Genomic DNA, 14,243 nt, shown 5'->3' with positions numbered 1-14,243 from the left:
CTCACCCTTTCTTATCATAGAAGAATCCTATTTACAGAGATTTTTTCATAGTCTCGATTTGCCACTTGTCAGCAAAATCCCGGCCTTTCTTATGCCTAAAATCTCATGCAGAAATCAACTCTTGAAAAATTATTTCCTCCGCCTGCGCCTTCAGCGTGTTCATCAACCCCACCCAGCGCATGGGGTCGCGGGCTTTCAGTTCTTCCGTGACACCCGCAGTCTCCATCATGTGAGGCAACATGGTGTCCACGCGCTCCTGCGCTGGCTGCTATGCTGCCTTTGCGCGGTTCTTCTTTTGGTAGCTGACCGATAGTAGAAAAAACACCTTTTTTCATATCCTCAGCCCGGATCAGGGCTTTCTTATCGTCCATTTCCGCTTTTTTCTTCGCCTTGATTTTGTCCTCATACTGTTTCTGTGCGCCGCTGGCTTTCCGCTTCAAATAATTCTGATGAAGCCTGTCCTTGCGTTCTTCTTTTTTCTGCAGTTCTTCCTGTTTCTCCGGGGTTAAAGGAACCGGCTGTAAGGATGGTGGGTTATAGCGCCCTAAAAAATTGAAGTAGATTTCAATTTCCTGCGTGGTGTCCTGGCTGCCTTTTCGGGCGCGTTCGTGGACAAGGATTTTCTCTACAAACTCGTTGAGCATGGTGTTTGTCAGAGTGTCAAAATTCTCATACTTATCAATTAGGGCTATAAATTTCTCTGCGGATTTCTGGCTCTGCTCATAGCCGATAACAGCCTTTTCCAGCTCTGCAATTTCAATCTCAAATGCATCCTGCTCTTTGGCATACTGTGCATCAAGCGCCTTATATCGTGCATCCGGCAGCTTGCCGAGGGCGTTGTCCTCATAGATTTTGCAAATCAGTTTTTCCAGTTCTCCGGCTCTCTTTTGGGCAGCAGCCAGACGCCTGCGCTTTTTCGATATATCGGCACTCTGTTGAGCAACCTGCGTCTCCTGAACAGTGTGAATAAATTCCGTCCGGTCATTTTGGGAATATTCAGCGATAGCCCGGAGCGTGTCGGAAACCAATGTCAGGACAGCACTCTCATTGACACGGTGTTGTGTAGGGCATAGTGTCCCACACGGAACTTTGGTATAATTGGAACAGGTATATTGAGAAACCTGCTTTCCATTGTTGGTGCGGTGGACATACATCTTGCCGCCGCAATCGGCACAATAGAACAATCATATTAGTACAAGATATTGTTGGCGTCAATCGCACTTTTGCTATATTTTGTATTTTCGATTTTCAAAGATTTAATCAACTTCTCTTATTACTTATGGAAATGTAATTTTACCATTTTTATTTATACGAATCTTAAATGTACCACCAAACATTTTATTGTTTTTTTTATCTCTACAGTAAAAATATCCAATTGCGGTATCTCATCCCTCTCTTCGATAAAATTATTCTTTTGTCATCTGATTTTAATTTCTATTTTTCCTTCCACTTGGCTATATAAATCCAGAGGATCTTCATCACTTTCATAAACACGTCCTTCGCCTTCTCCGTAAGTATCTTCTATTCCAGTTTCATATTTTTTATATGTTGTTTTGTTTTTTTCTTCTTTATTTACATATAATTCTAATGTCACCGTTTTAGCATCTGGAGAAATTCCTTTATATTTTGTATTATTTCTGCTTTCTTCAAACACAGTCTCTGTGCCTCCATAATTTGTCATTCTATAAAGCCCCTGATTTCCTTTATCGTCGGTTCCTATTAAATAATAATCTTCATATTCTTTATTATCCAAATTTCCATAAATTGTACTTGCCAAATCGTTTAAGCTCATTTTTGAAATCGTCAGATTTTGATTTGGAGATATCTTTATTTTTTTATTCACATTTACATTTATGGTATTCTTCTCCAGTTCTTCCCAATTTGATGAAAATTCAAAAATATAGTCATCCGTATCTTCTGTATCTGCAGTATCCATTTCTGTTGGATCAAATAACCATACTTTCATTTTTATATCTGCTGTATTATCTTTAATAGTTGTATCTTCCAACCTATAATGACAAACCTGACCATCTGTTCCGTTCTCCTTTTTCTCCAGAGCATATGTTCCATCTAACTGTGCCGCTTTTCCATTTATCTCCACTTCTGTTAGTAGAATAGTCTCTTTTTCTTTTGAATCATTTATATTATCAGATATTGCCACCCATAAATTCTCCTTATCAGCAGCAATTTCATCTAATGTAATAGAAATTCCATTTTTAGTAATCGTTTTTCCAACACTATCTATATATGATTCTACATTTTCATTAATCCCCAATGCAGTTTGAATCCACGAAGTAATCTGTTCCCAGGCCGCCTTTATCTCATGCGGATGTCCCAAGCCTCCTATCAATAATGCTATTACAACTCCTGCTGCTGCAATCTTTGCTAATTTTAATTTCAAATTAACATTTCGCTTTTCCCATGGCAAGGAAGCTTCATAAACAAATTTTTCATCTATTTCTCCCATCAAATCCAAAAAATTGTTTTCTTTTTTCATATGATTTCTTTCACCTCTTCCCATAATTTGTTTCTGCTTCGAAAAAGACTGGATTTAATTTTAGTCTCAGAGCATCCATGTCTTTTTGCAATGTCTTTAATATTATCCATATACCAATATCGCCTGACAAAAATATCCCTGTCCCCTGCTTTTAAATCACTTAAAAATTTTTTTAAAATATTCAAAATTTCCTTTTTCTTTATATCCTCTTCCACATAATCCTTTATTGTATTTTCCAGTTTTTCCACTTCACCACAAATATCCATCATATGTGTATCTGCTCTTTTTGAAGCATTTTTCTTTCTGAAATTGTCCAATGCCAAATTTCTGGTTATTTTTCCAAGAAATGCAGATAATTTTGTTGGCGTTTTGGGCGGAATCTTATTCCACGTTATCAGCCATGTATCATTTACGCATTCTTCTGAGTCTTCTGTGTTATATAAAATATTCCATGCAATCTTAAAGCAAAATTTTTCATACTTTACTTCTACCTGGCGAATTGCATCTTCTGATCTTTCTAAAAATAAATTTATAATATGTGTATCTTCCATATCACATTTCTCCCCTGTATATTAGTGTTTTTATGCAGATAGGTTATTTGCAGTGTGCCATATTAATGTTGTCTATTATATATAACGTATTTTTTTCTGTTTGGTTGCACTTTTTTATAAATTTTTTTGTTACCATAATTCCATTATCACTATAACATATTATCTAATCATTCTTCTCTCCCTGGTCAACTATTAATATCGTAATCTACTTCTGCAAATAAAACTACATGCAAAAAATGAAAAAAGGAGCTGCCATTCCATGTGTATTCATGAATGGCAGCTCCTGCTTAAATCATTTTCATTTAACTACTACTTTTACTTTTTTGCGGATCTTTCCAGATTTCACTGTGATATAGGCTGTTCCTTTTTCTTTCCGGTGATCACACCCTTGGAATTTACCGTTGCGATCTTCTTATTTGAAGAACTGTAGGTAACCTTCTCCTGGGAAGTAATCTGGCTGATGACTGGTTTCAGCGTAAGTTTTTTTATTCCTTGCAACAGTCACGCTTGATTTCAGTCCGGTGATCTTTGTTGTTCTTACCGTTGTTTTCTGCACAGTAACGGAAATGACCTGTTTCTTGCCGCTGGCCAGTGTAATGGTCACTTTGATTATTATTTGAATTCCAGCCCTCAGCCTTTTCATTGACAGAGGGCTAATTTTGGCTTAACAATTATTGAGCATCCCTTAACTGATCTACAATGCTGCATTTCGCTGCGTTATCATACATCATGCAGGGAATCAGCCACCCAAGCAGAAGAAATACCGGAATTGTCAGCAGGACAGGCAGAACGGTGAACCGATACTCAAAGAACCAGAACATACTGCCCAGCATTTTCCCCGCAAGAGGTCCCACCGCCAGTGAAAGCACAAAGGTCACCGATACGGAAGACATTGCGTAAAACAACCCCTCGTAGATCAGCATGGTTTTGAGCTGTCGGGGCGTCATTCCTACAGCCTGAAGCACCGCAAATTCCCGGCGGCGGGAAAGAATACCGGTCATCATGGCGTTGAAGAAATTTAAGAGTCCCACCAGCCCAATGATAGCACAGAGGATACCACCGATCAGAAGGAACATCTGCCGGAACTGAGCAAACTCAGAGCGAACCGTGGCTTTGCTTTCATACATCAAGGGCGAAAACTCACCGGCCGTGAGCTTTGACAGATATTGCTCTGCTTCGGCCTCGTCAGCTTCGTCCGCTGTGTCGAACAGGTAGAGCATCGGAACGACTGCACCACCGCTGTCCCTCTGTGCGGTGGTCACAGGCAAAACTGCGTTATATCCAATACCACCATAACGATAACCCATGGAGTTCGGAAGTTCTACCAAGGCGCAGACCGTGTACTCTACATCTCTGGCCCCATACAATTTTGCCTGAAGGTACTCCTCCGGTGTGTCTTCGTTGCACAGTTCCCCGGTGCGGCTGTCGATATATTTCACATCATCCGCATAGGTAGCCGTGATCGTGTCTCCCACCTTGGGGTAGTATTCAGGATTGGGCAGATTGCCGTAATCATCCAAAGAAACCGCAATGGCAATGGCGTTATTGTCCGGCTCCAGCATAGGAGAAATATCTCCGTCGAACACTTGCAGCTTGTCAAACAGACTGTTATCCAGAGCCTCGATTCTGGTATCTCCCAGCACCATATTGCCCCGGTGCTCCATGCGGCTCATATGGCTGTCCAACTGCTCGGCACTTTCGTACCTTGCATAGTCTTGCCGCAGAGCATCCTCCGTCATCCACAGGTATGCGGTTTTTAGCACAGCATATCCCGTGCCGGAAAGACTGGCCTTTGTGTTTGTTGCGATCTCCTCGATCTGTTCTGGCGTGATGAATTCATCTGCCGGGTTGAAACGGAAATAGTCGGGAGTGCTGACGATAAAATCGGCGCAGGTCATGGAGGATACATACTTCTCCATGCTGAAGCCTCCCACAAAGGCACACAGCGCATTGAACAGTGTCACCGACAGTGCCAGAGACACCACCACCAGCACCGTCTTTTTCTTGTTTCGTCCCAGATTGGCAAAGGCCATCTGATGGAGCTTGGCTCCCCGGGTGCTGCGCTGTTTTTTCTTAGTCTGCATCACATCCGTATATTTGATAGCCTCCACTGGAGAGACCTTGGCTGCCATTTTTCCGGGCTTGGAGCAGGACAAGAGCACCGTCAACAAGGCAAACAGCATGGAACCAAGGAAGATCACAGGTGATGTGCTGATGGTGGTGATGCCTGCATCCAACTGGGTGGAGCGCAAGACAACAGGCACCAGAACAGCGCCGATGCCGTAGCCCAGCAACAGTCCTGCCGGAATGCCGATCAGACAAAATAGAAGTGCCTGCTGGCGAATGATACGTTTGAGCTGCCGGGGCGTTGTGCCAATGGTTTTCAAAAGTCCGTAAAACCGGATATCCCCCGCAACAGAGATCTGGAAAATATTATAGATGATAAGATACCCGGTGAAAATCACCAGCAGCAGAAAAGCTGCTATGGCGACCATCAGCTCTGGATCGAGCTGCGACTCCAGCTGGGATGAGGTATATCCCCAGTTAACACCGATTCGGACGCTGTTGGGATCAGTATAGCTGTCCCATGTGTAACCAAGATCGGTATCCACCTGCTCCATCTGCCCTTGAATGTTTGTGCCGGAAGCCAGCATGACATTCAAATCGGTGCGGAAAGGCTGTAACCCTGTTTTCACTGCCTGCGCTTCGATGTCATCTGCGTAATCACGGCTGATGTTGATGTAGTGAACAGGCATTAGTTCATCATAGTCCCAATAGCCCACCAGCGTAAAGGTATCTGTTACAGTAAAGGCGGTTTGATCCTTGTCCGTGATGGAATAGGAAACCGTGACCTCGGCGCCCAGCTCCGGCGTTACGCCAAGCAGCTGCAACGCTGCCGTATCCATGGCTACTTCTTTGCCGCTTTCGGGCATCCGCCCGGTAGTAGGGGTGGCATAGCTCCATTTGGTGCAGTTGGCATCCATGTAGCTGATCTCTGCAGGCGTTTTGGAAAAGACACCATCCACAGTGATGCCGATCACCTTCCGTGCCCCCGCAGCCTTCACCTTTGGATGAGCAGCGATACGTTCCGCCTGCTCGGGGGAAACATCTTTAAAGGTGCCGTGTGCATAGCCGCCTACCTGCCGAAACTGGTAGGTTTCATAACTGGCGTTCAACGACAAGACAATGGTGAACATGGAAGTAAATAGCAGCGTTGTCAGCGCAATGGCAAAAATGGCGATCAGATTGCGGCGACGGTTCGCATAAAGGGATTTTAAGCTGAGCTTTCGAATACATTTTTGATTTCTTACCTTCATCACGGTCACCTCCTTATCGGCCCGTGACAATGCGGCCATCTTCTATGCGGATGATCCGGTCAGATAGTTGGGCAATCTCTTCGTTGTGGGTGATCATCACGATGGTCTGGGCAAATTTTTGACTGCTCACCTTCAGCAGACTCAAAACATCCTGACTGGTTTTGGAATCCAGATTGCCGGTCGGTTCATCTGCCAGAATGATAGCGGGTGCCGCTGCCAGCGCACGGGCAATGGCTACTCGCTGCTGTTGACCGCCTGAGAGCTGATTGGGCAGCGCATCCAGACGGTCGTTCAGTCCAAGCGTCTGCACGATCTGCTGCACAAAAGCCTTGTTTACCTTTCCGCCATCCAGTTCAGTGGGTAGAATGATATTTTCATATACATTCAGCACCGGAACAAGATTGTAGCTCTGAAATACAAAGCCGATTTTCCTGCGGCGGAAGATGGTCAGCGCTTCCTCCTTCAGGGAGAAAATATCCTGTCCGTCCACCATGACCGTGCCGCTTGTAGGACGATCCAGCCCGCCCAGCATATGCAACAGCGTGGATTTTCCGGATCCGGATGTGCCGACAATTGCAACAAACTCTCCCTTCTTCACACTTAAATCAACTCCATCCAACGCATGAACTGCGTTATTACCGGAGCCATAAATCTTTTTCAGGTCTTTTGCCTGTAAAACCTCCATAAACGAGTACCTCCATGAAAAAATCTGTATGTATGAAAGGAAATGATCCTTTGATACATACAGATTATCGCATAGGATTCTTTCCACATTCTTTCCGGCGGAAAATAAAATCTAACAATTTTGATAGAATTGTTATTATTTCGGCAGAAATATGGAAAACGTACTTCCTTTTCCCGGAACGGAAGCAACCTTGATATAACCGCTCTCACCGGATATAATCTGTCGGGCAAGGTATAAGCCGATGCCAACCCCTTCTTGTTCCTGAACAGCATTTGAACGATAAAAACGGGAAAATATCTTTGCCTGCTCGTTTTCCGAGATACCTGAACCGGTATCCGATATATCGATCCTTGTAAACATTTCGTAACTTACGGTAGAAATCGTGATTGTTCCATGCTCCGTATATTTGATGGCGTTGTCTACGATATTAGCCAGCGCTTCCGCTGTCCATTTGAAGTCAAATACAGCAAAAGCATTGGTATCCTGCATTTGCAAAGACAATCCTTTTTCAGAAGCCTTGGCGGTATATTGTTCTACTACGCTTTCAAGCAGCGGCTGAAGTGATGCTTGCTGAGGGGAAAGTGAAATGATCCCATTTTCCAGTCTGGAAAGTTTTACGAGAGAATCAATCAGAAATCGTAGCTTTTCCGATTGTTTGTACAGTGCCTCCACATTTTCCTTTGCCGATGCAGACAGAGTTTCCTCCATCAAAAGCTCGCTATATAACAGCAGGTTTGCAATCGGCGTTTTCGTCTGATGGGAAATGTCCGCAATCAAGGATTTGATTTTGTCTTTTTCCTGTGCCATATTTCGAGAAGATGCTTCTGCGGCAGAAAGATAGTGTGCAAACTTTGTTTCCAAAGCAGACAGCTGGCTTTCATCAAAAGTTGTTTCAGAAAAGGAGCCGGTCATGGCGGCGTCCAGCATCCTTTCGATTTCTTCCATCGCTTTTATGACCTTTCTCCGCTCCCATAATACAACAGCTGCTGCCGCCAGAAAACACAGCAGTATGATCGCGATGCCGCTTTTATTCATCTTTTGTCACCCAACTATAACCGATTCCATAGACGGTTTTAATGTATTTCTGTGCCCCAAGCTTATCCCTCAGACGCTTGATCGTAACAGACAAAGCATTTTCATCCACATATTCAGCACCATCTGTCCAGATCCTGTCTACAAGGTCTCCACGGGTCATGGTTCGACCACGATTTTCAACAAGCAGACGCAGTAATTTTTGCTCTGTTTTACTCAATTCCACTTTTGAATCTCCCACATAAAAGGTCATAGCCTCAAAGTCAAAGTGAAAAAGATCAATATGGGTCGGTGCATTTTTATGGCTTGACGCTTGCTTTCGCAGTTGGGTATTCACCCTTGCCCGCAAAACCGAAAGAGAAAAGGGCTTGGTAATGTAATCATCAGCGCCCCTCTCCAGTCCGTCCACGATGTCCAGATCGGTATCATTGGCAGTCAGCAGAATAACAGGAATCCCGGGTGTGTTTTCCTTGACCTCCCGGAGCAGCTCAAGCCCACTGCCATCCGGTAGATTGATATCCAACAGGATCAGGGATACACCGCCGCAAAGCAGCTGCTCCTTCGCCGTTTTCAGGTCTTGGCAGGAAATAATCTTCCGATCATCTACTTTCAGTGCTTTGCATAAACCTTGATTCAAACCAATATCATCTTCAACAATCAATAATTGCTCCATATATCTCACTCCCTCGTTACTCAAAGGTATTCGGCAAAGTTAATAACAAGACACAAAAATAACCGCCCCAGCAAAACTGAACGGTTATTTTCAATCAATTAAGTATGTGGACTAACCGTCTATCGGCAGCACACTTTTTCTATAATCATATTAGCACGCATATGTGACAATGTCAAAAAATTTCTTCATTCTCTTGGTTATTAATCTCCTTGATCAGCTGTACTGCCTTCTTTGCATCATCGGTTTTCACGAATATATCCACACCATATATTCCAAATCCAGGTGCTCCATGCATTGCAACATTCGCACCTGCTTCCTGGGAAAAAGCTTCTATTCCACTTTGCTTTAACATTTCTACGAGCTGTTCTGTCTCTACTATATTCTGTGCATTATAAATCTTTGTCCATTCTGTCTTAGATTGGGAAGTTTCTTTTCTCTCCTGAACATTTGGTGAATTCTGATTTCTTTTTCGATTAATAAATGCTAAGGTCCTAAGAATAATAAATGACACAATAGTAATACCTATCAGAAATCCCAATGCCAATCGTGTTATCTGTGTTTCTGTAGCTCCCATTCTAAATAAACATATACCATAGATGACTGTAAAAATTCCTGCACATATTACACTGGTGAGAAAATTTCGCCATATAGCAGCACTTTTTGGCAGGCATTTATCCCATATTCCATTATACACCATAATAGCTACATATAGGATTCCTCCTACTAAGACAGTTACTATCTCTCCCAAAACCAAACGAGTATCCACCATTAATAGCATCTGAATAATAATCGCTAACACACCAATCACAAACATTGATGCAAATGCAAGATTTCCAGCCTTTAATGCTTTTTGTTTCACCCATTCTTCATACACCGCAACTTTGTCCAGTGTTTCTTTCATCTCTTTATTCATAGTCTGGCTCCTTTCTCCATCCAGGAGCTCTCTTATCTCAACATCGTAATACTCAGCAAGTTGAACAAGTACACTGAGATCTGGCATATTTATTCCTGTTTCACATCTGGAAACTGTTCTTGCAGATACCCCAAACTTCTCGGCAAGCTGTTCTTGCGTAAGATTCTTTTCTTTACGACATTGCTTTAAAAAAGCTCCAATCTTTTTTGTATCCATGTCTCTACCTCTCTTCCACTTACAGCTTACCAATATGCACCAAAATTACCACGACATAAAACGAGAATCCGTTAATTTTCAACCGGACATCTTATGTCTAGAATAAATAAACGGTATTTTCATCCCGAAAACAAATACCTATAATCATTCCAACATTCAAACAAGAAGTATCTCTCGCCCAATGCGCTCGGTCATATGTGAGAATGTCACAATTTTTCTAAACTCAATATTGCAAGACTGCTGGCATTGCTATTTCTTTTCATTCAATAATTCTTTTACTCTTTTAACCGGAAATCTATCTTCAATATCAACTACTTCAAACAGATTTAATGGCAATTTCTTTTCACCAATCAGGGAAAGGTATTCATTAACAGCTCTACGATCAACCATAATCTTTCCATGTCCTGCCCAATGACGATTGCTCTCTTCCTTTTTCAGTCCGGAAATCCAATATTTATCACCATTCTCAATATCTATATAATTTGCATAGTTACCGATATTTTTCTGAAAGGCATGGTCATTAAAATAGATTGTTTTCTTACTTTTTGAAGTTTTGACATATCCAATCCATGCCGGACCATCATCAGAATATCCCGTTTTTAATTCAATGTACATCAAATTGTTAATCATTCTTATTCTCTCCTGATTCCAAATTTTGCAACATCTCAACTAACTGGAAGTTATTACTTTCTGCATAGCGTGTTTCCCAAAATGATAATTACCGCGACATCAATCAAAATAATTCCCAATGCAATATATACAAAAAATGCAGGCAAAATATTTTCAAGCACGCCCATAATTAATGCAAGAATTGCTATAATAGACATTCCAATTCCCATTGTTCTGCATAACTTCTTTTCATCATATTTTTCCTTTTCTTCTTTTGTAGCTGTATTATATCCAGAAATAAACCAGCTTCCGTGTCCAGAAAGTAAAGTTATAGAAAGTGCAGCAAATATTACAAAGACAATCCACACTATCCAATCAGAACCTGTTGCTAAATCTGCTAATTTCATCTATATGCTCCTTGAATTCCAATTTTCTAAACTCTCAATTCCATCTTCTTGCCATTCAAACAAGAAGTATCTCTCGCCCAATGCGCTCGGTCAATCCCGATTTGAGTTAAAGCCCAAGAGGCTTTTAATGCCCCTTATGCTTTTCTCTTTTCTTTTGCTGTTTCAACTCAAACATTCGCTGTTCTTTTGCCTCTTTTTTCTTGCGATTTCTCTCTTTACGCTCCTGTTTGTTATGTTCCTGCTGTAATTTCAATGCTTGCTGCGATTTTGTGCCAATACCTGTTCCTATTGTCTGCTTTTTTACTTCTCGATGCATCCGTTTCGGATTTCTTTTTATATCCTTTACAACAGTTTCAACAGCCGGACTGAATTTCAAACTGAAATAGTATTGTTGAATATATTCCTGCACTTCGTAATCTTTTGGTTCTGCACCAAATATTACCTTCGCTACAGATAATTTACCATCCTCAATACGCTCGAATACGCCTACCCAAAATGGTTCTTCAAAATATACCGTCAGTTTTCCATTTGTTTTGTCCATAAAAATCCCTCCTAAAATGAATTGAACAAAGAATGGACAACCCGGAGGGGCAGGTTACTTACCCTATTTACATAGGACGGCTGGGCTACCTACCAGCTCTAGCATATCTTAAAAATATGCATTGCGTTTTTATCTTGTTTTTATCATATAAAGTGCAATATCACACAATATATCCTTACAATTTATATATTCTAATTCCTATAGTAAATCTATACAATCATCTTTTCCATTGATAGTACGAGACGATTTTAACATAATACTTTATCTGTTTTCAACACATAATCATGGGAACATATAATTCTGCTTCTCTGAATGATATCACCTCTAACAGAACAGTTTCCTTTTGCACAGCCTTCTATCGGTGTAAAATTTTTGCAGGAACCACATTTTCTGCGTTCCTTTTTCATTCCACGTCCATCGCACCGGATCATTTCATAACCAACAATGTATTTTTGCAATTCATCTTCCGGGATTGTCTTTTCCAGCTTTTCCCCTGCATCATTTCTCAGTTCAAAATGAATATCTTTGCCATTTATGTCTGCTTGCAAGGCTATATTATTATTTAAGAGACCTTCCTCGTTTAACTCATTGATTTCTTCACAATCCAGATTTTCAATAAATTGCAAAATATCTTCCATTATGTCCACAGACAAGCCATATCCTCCAGAGCTGTATTCATAGAATATATTTCCATAATAATCGCCTTCTTTTAAGGTTATCGCAATCACATAGTCCCTGGATTTGTAATCATCAGATAGATCATGGTACATTTTTGTCTTCTCCTTATACTGATATCTGTTCTGGTTTTCTTCCCTGTACTTTTCATTTCTTATTTTATCGGCTGCATTTTGTTTTTCTATCTTTGCTTCCATTGCAGCATAACCATTTTGCTTAAATTTTTCTATCAGCTCGTCCCCATAACAATCACGAAATTCTTCTCTACATTTCTTTAATGCATCCAGTTGTGTAGATAAAAACTCATCAAAGAAGCTTTCCGGAATATGCAGCCTGCTTGAAAATTGTCTTTTTCTCTTTGGTATCGTTTTTTGTGTGCTGGCATATCCCAGCACTCCCATAGACACATCTAATACCCCTGCTAATTCTACTGAATTTAATTCATAGACCTTTTCAATCGCATCATAAATATTTATTTCTACATCGACTCCCTGTTCATCCTGTTGTAAAAGATCCAGAAATTTTTCATAACTTATTTTACATCTATCATAAGGTCCCTTAATATACCAAGGTGCTTTTTTCGTAATCTCCGTATAATACTCCAAAGAAGCTTCCCAGTCATCGCACTCTTCGTCTTCCTTACATGTGCTATACATACCACACACACCATTAGAGTCAAATCCACAAGTTTTGCAAGTTTTGTCAACCCTCATACTGATCCCCTCTCAATCCATCAATACTTTTTTGCATAGATAAATTTTTTCATCGAATTCTTTCCTTGTAATTATACACTTTTTCTGATGATATTACTATCTGCATGGATATTTGAACTTACTATTGAACTCTTCTTACTGAAAACTATAGATACTCAATTTGAACATACGTTTTTGACAATTACATTGTATTTCAACCCGAAGATTCTTATTGTCATTCAGTGTGTTTATAAATGAATTTTATTATATATTCATAAAATTTTATACTAAAAACTTCAAAATAGTGATACTATATTTATATTTAGATTAAAAAACCAACAACATATACAACGTCACCTTTTTTCTTTCCAAATACACTCTTTTGGGTTCAATTACTCAATTCTTACTGTAACTACTTTTCTAGTGATATTATGTTTTTTCATAATAATCTCTATACAAATCTTATAAATGCGCAAAAAACTATTGAAAAAAACATAAAACGTGCTATAATTGCTCTCCGTTGTTGAACAAAGCGCTAATTTGACAGCTAAATATTTTTCGGGAGGACAACTATGCGTAAAAAAAACAAATTAAGAATAATACTCATGTGGATGTTATCGCTTACATTGATATTAAGCGTCAATTTTAGTGTTTTTGCCTCAAATCAAAATATTACTCAATCTGATATAAAAATATCCTCATTACATGATGAAGAGGGATTATCTTTAAATGCTACATCTTTAAGCACTGACTCTGTAAATCTTCATAATAGAAAAAATGCCTCTTCTTTAGCTTCCAGAGAACAGGAAGTTGTCGGTGAGTTTACATATCATACTAATTATCTTTATGTTGACGGAAAATTACGTTATGGTTTTGTTATAGACTCTATGATTGGAGAAAAACCTAAAGTTCTCACTGTTCATTTCACACTACGTCATGGATCCAATATAAAACAAGTAACAGCTAATACAAATTTAGGAACTGTAACTTTTAAAAGTAGTGAAATAAGAAAGGGACAGGTTAAATATGTTACTACCGCTGCTAATACAATGTTTTGGAAATTAAATACTTCCTTTAACGCGGTTATGGCTGATGGCACTTCTAATCCTGGTGCAAACGGACAAATAACTCCTATTTTAACAAATAAAAAAGGACAAATCTTCCCTCAATATGTTGATCCCGTATCTAAAAAAGATGCTGAATCTACAATTAGCACCACTTGGAAAAAGCTTGCGAAATCTCCTACATGGAATGGAAGATCAAAGTATATAAAACAATATGAAGAAAAATATGGAAAACAGCCTTCTTCCTTCTGGTCAAGTGTTCAAATTCATCATATACGCCCAAGACAATATGGAGGTGCATTAAATGATTTTAATACTATAAATGAGCAAGTTCGTGATTTTGCATAAAAGAAAGACACCTCGATTCCATG

The 14,243-nt window shown here is 40.2% G+C and carries 13 protein-coding genes and 2 pseudogenes; 1 reads left to right on the top strand and 14 read right to left on the bottom strand.

Features of this window, described 5'->3' with window-relative positions; all coding sequences use genetic code 11:
* Positions 1 to 103 precede the first annotated feature (103 nt).
* The 14 genes and pseudogenes from NE638_RS16935 to NE638_RS16870 all read right to left on the bottom strand — a co-directional run.
* A pseudogene (locus NE638_RS16935) lies at positions 104 to 262 on the bottom strand (TnpV protein); the annotation flags it as partial.
* Positions 258 to 1,184: pseudogene (locus NE638_RS16930) on the bottom strand (DUF4368 domain-containing protein); the annotation flags it as partial. The pseudogenes NE638_RS16935 and NE638_RS16930, both read right to left, overlap by 5 nt.
* Before the next feature lie 233 nt (positions 1,185 to 1,417).
* Positions 1,418 to 2,521 carry a DUF4179 domain-containing protein gene (locus NE638_RS16925; protein WP_173746788.1) on the bottom strand — a complete coding sequence of 368 codons (1,104 nt, stop codon included), beginning with the start codon at positions 2,519 to 2,521 and terminating at the stop codon, positions 1,418 to 1,420.
* Positions 2,494 to 3,048, bottom strand: a complete 555-nt coding sequence (locus NE638_RS16920; protein WP_059085811.1) for an RNA polymerase sigma factor — start codon at positions 3,046 to 3,048, stop codon at positions 2,494 to 2,496. Before NE638_RS16920 ends, NE638_RS16925 begins: the two co-directional genes overlap by 28 nt.
* A gap of 342 nt (positions 3,049 to 3,390) precedes the next feature.
* Positions 3,391 to 3,546 carry an Ig-like domain-containing protein gene (locus tag NE638_RS16915; protein ID WP_235812352.1) on the bottom strand — a complete coding sequence of 52 codons (156 nt, stop codon included), beginning with the start codon at positions 3,544 to 3,546 and terminating at the stop codon, positions 3,391 to 3,393.
* A gap of 173 nt (positions 3,547 to 3,719) precedes the next feature.
* A complete protein-coding gene (locus NE638_RS16910) occupies positions 3,720 to 6,365 on the bottom strand; it encodes an ABC transporter permease (protein ID WP_173746786.1) in 2,646 nt (881 codons plus the stop codon).
* Between the two features lie 13 nt (positions 6,366 to 6,378).
* Positions 6,379 to 7,050, bottom strand: a complete 672-nt coding sequence (locus NE638_RS16905) for an ABC transporter ATP-binding protein (protein ID WP_129974493.1) — start codon at positions 7,048 to 7,050, stop codon at positions 6,379 to 6,381.
* Between the two features lie 135 nt (positions 7,051 to 7,185).
* Entirely contained in the window at positions 7,186 to 8,085 is a 900-nt protein-coding gene (locus NE638_RS16900) for a sensor histidine kinase (RefSeq protein ID WP_173746784.1), read from the bottom strand.
* Positions 8,078 to 8,755, bottom strand: coding sequence for a response regulator transcription factor (locus NE638_RS16895; RefSeq protein WP_015525024.1), 678 nt, complete (start codon positions 8,753 to 8,755; stop codon positions 8,078 to 8,080). Before NE638_RS16895 ends, NE638_RS16900 begins: the two co-directional genes overlap by 8 nt.
* A 172-nt stretch (positions 8,756 to 8,927) precedes the next feature.
* Positions 8,928 to 9,884: a helix-turn-helix domain-containing protein gene (locus NE638_RS16890; protein ID WP_173746783.1), complete on the bottom strand. Its 957-nt coding sequence runs from the start codon at positions 9,882 to 9,884 to the stop codon at positions 8,928 to 8,930.
* Between the two features lie 249 nt (positions 9,885 to 10,133).
* Entirely contained in the window at positions 10,134 to 10,514 is a 381-nt protein-coding gene (locus NE638_RS16885) for a mannose-1-phosphate guanylyltransferase (protein ID WP_147603557.1), read from the bottom strand.
* Positions 10,515 to 10,567: 53 nt separating this feature from the next.
* The gene (locus NE638_RS16880; RefSeq protein ID WP_059085803.1) at positions 10,568 to 10,900 is read right to left on the bottom strand and encodes a DUF3784 domain-containing protein; all 333 of its coding nucleotides are present in this window, start codon (positions 10,898 to 10,900) and stop codon (positions 10,568 to 10,570) included.
* 124 nt (positions 10,901 to 11,024) lie between these two features.
* Positions 11,025 to 11,441: a YjdF family protein gene (locus NE638_RS16875; RefSeq protein ID WP_015525019.1), complete on the bottom strand. Its 417-nt coding sequence runs from the start codon at positions 11,439 to 11,441 to the stop codon at positions 11,025 to 11,027.
* Positions 11,442 to 11,689: 248 nt separating this feature from the next.
* Complete coding sequence (locus tag NE638_RS16870) at positions 11,690 to 12,829, bottom strand: hypothetical protein (RefSeq protein ID WP_147603556.1); 1,140 nt, start codon at positions 12,827 to 12,829, stop codon at positions 11,690 to 11,692.
* Positions 12,830 to 13,380: 551 nt separating this feature from the next.
* On the opposite strand from NE638_RS16870, the gene NE638_RS16865 reads away from it, so the two are divergent.
* A complete protein-coding gene (locus tag NE638_RS16865) occupies positions 13,381 to 14,220 on the top strand; it encodes a hypothetical protein (RefSeq protein WP_173746781.1) in 840 nt (279 codons plus the stop codon).
* Positions 14,221 to 14,243: the final 23 nt, after the last annotated feature.

This window comes from Blautia sp. MSK.18.38, from assembly GCF_024460535.1.
Lineage (GTDB): Bacteria > Bacillota > Clostridia > Lachnospirales > Lachnospiraceae > Blautia_A > Blautia_A fusiformis.
The sequence above is the reverse complement of the archived record's forward strand: the minus strand, read 5'-3'. Positions and strand labels throughout refer to the sequence as shown.

Bases quoted from the DNA above. Each gene is read 5' to 3' on its own strand.
- NE638_RS16925 (WP_173746788.1), bottom strand. From the start codon at position 2,521: ATGGGAAGAGGTGAAAGAAATCATATGAAAAAAGAAAACAATTTTTTG.
- NE638_RS16920 (WP_059085811.1), bottom strand. From the start codon at position 3,048: ATGGAAGATACACATATTATAAATTTATTTTTAGAAAGATCAGAAGAT.
- NE638_RS16910 (WP_173746786.1), bottom strand. From the start codon at position 6,365: ATGAAGGTAAGAAATCAAAAATGTATTCGAAAGCTCAGCTTAAAATCC.
- NE638_RS16905 (WP_129974493.1), bottom strand. From the start codon at position 7,050: ATGGAGGTTTTACAGGCAAAAGACCTGAAAAAGATTTATGGCTCCGGT.
- NE638_RS16900 (WP_173746784.1), bottom strand. From the start codon at position 8,085: ATGAATAAAAGCGGCATCGCGATCATACTGCTGTGTTTTCTGGCGGCA.
- NE638_RS16895 (WP_015525024.1), bottom strand. From the start codon at position 8,755: ATGGAGCAATTATTGATTGTTGAAGATGATATTGGTTTGAATCAAGGT.
- NE638_RS16890 (WP_173746783.1), bottom strand. From the start codon at position 9,884: ATGGATACAAAAAAGATTGGAGCTTTTTTAAAGCAATGTCGTAAAGAA.
- NE638_RS16885 (WP_147603557.1), bottom strand. From the start codon at position 10,514: ATGATTAACAATTTGATGTACATTGAATTAAAAACGGGATATTCTGAT.
- NE638_RS16880 (WP_059085803.1), bottom strand. From the start codon at position 10,900: ATGAAATTAGCAGATTTAGCAACAGGTTCTGATTGGATAGTGTGGATT.
- NE638_RS16875 (WP_015525019.1), bottom strand. From the start codon at position 11,441: ATGGACAAAACAAATGGAAAACTGACGGTATATTTTGAAGAACCATTT.
- NE638_RS16870 (WP_147603556.1), bottom strand. From the start codon at position 12,829: ATGAGGGTTGACAAAACTTGCAAAACTTGTGGATTTGACTCTAATGGT.
- NE638_RS16865 (WP_173746781.1), top strand. From the start codon at position 13,381: ATGCGTAAAAAAAACAAATTAAGAATAATACTCATGTGGATGTTATCG.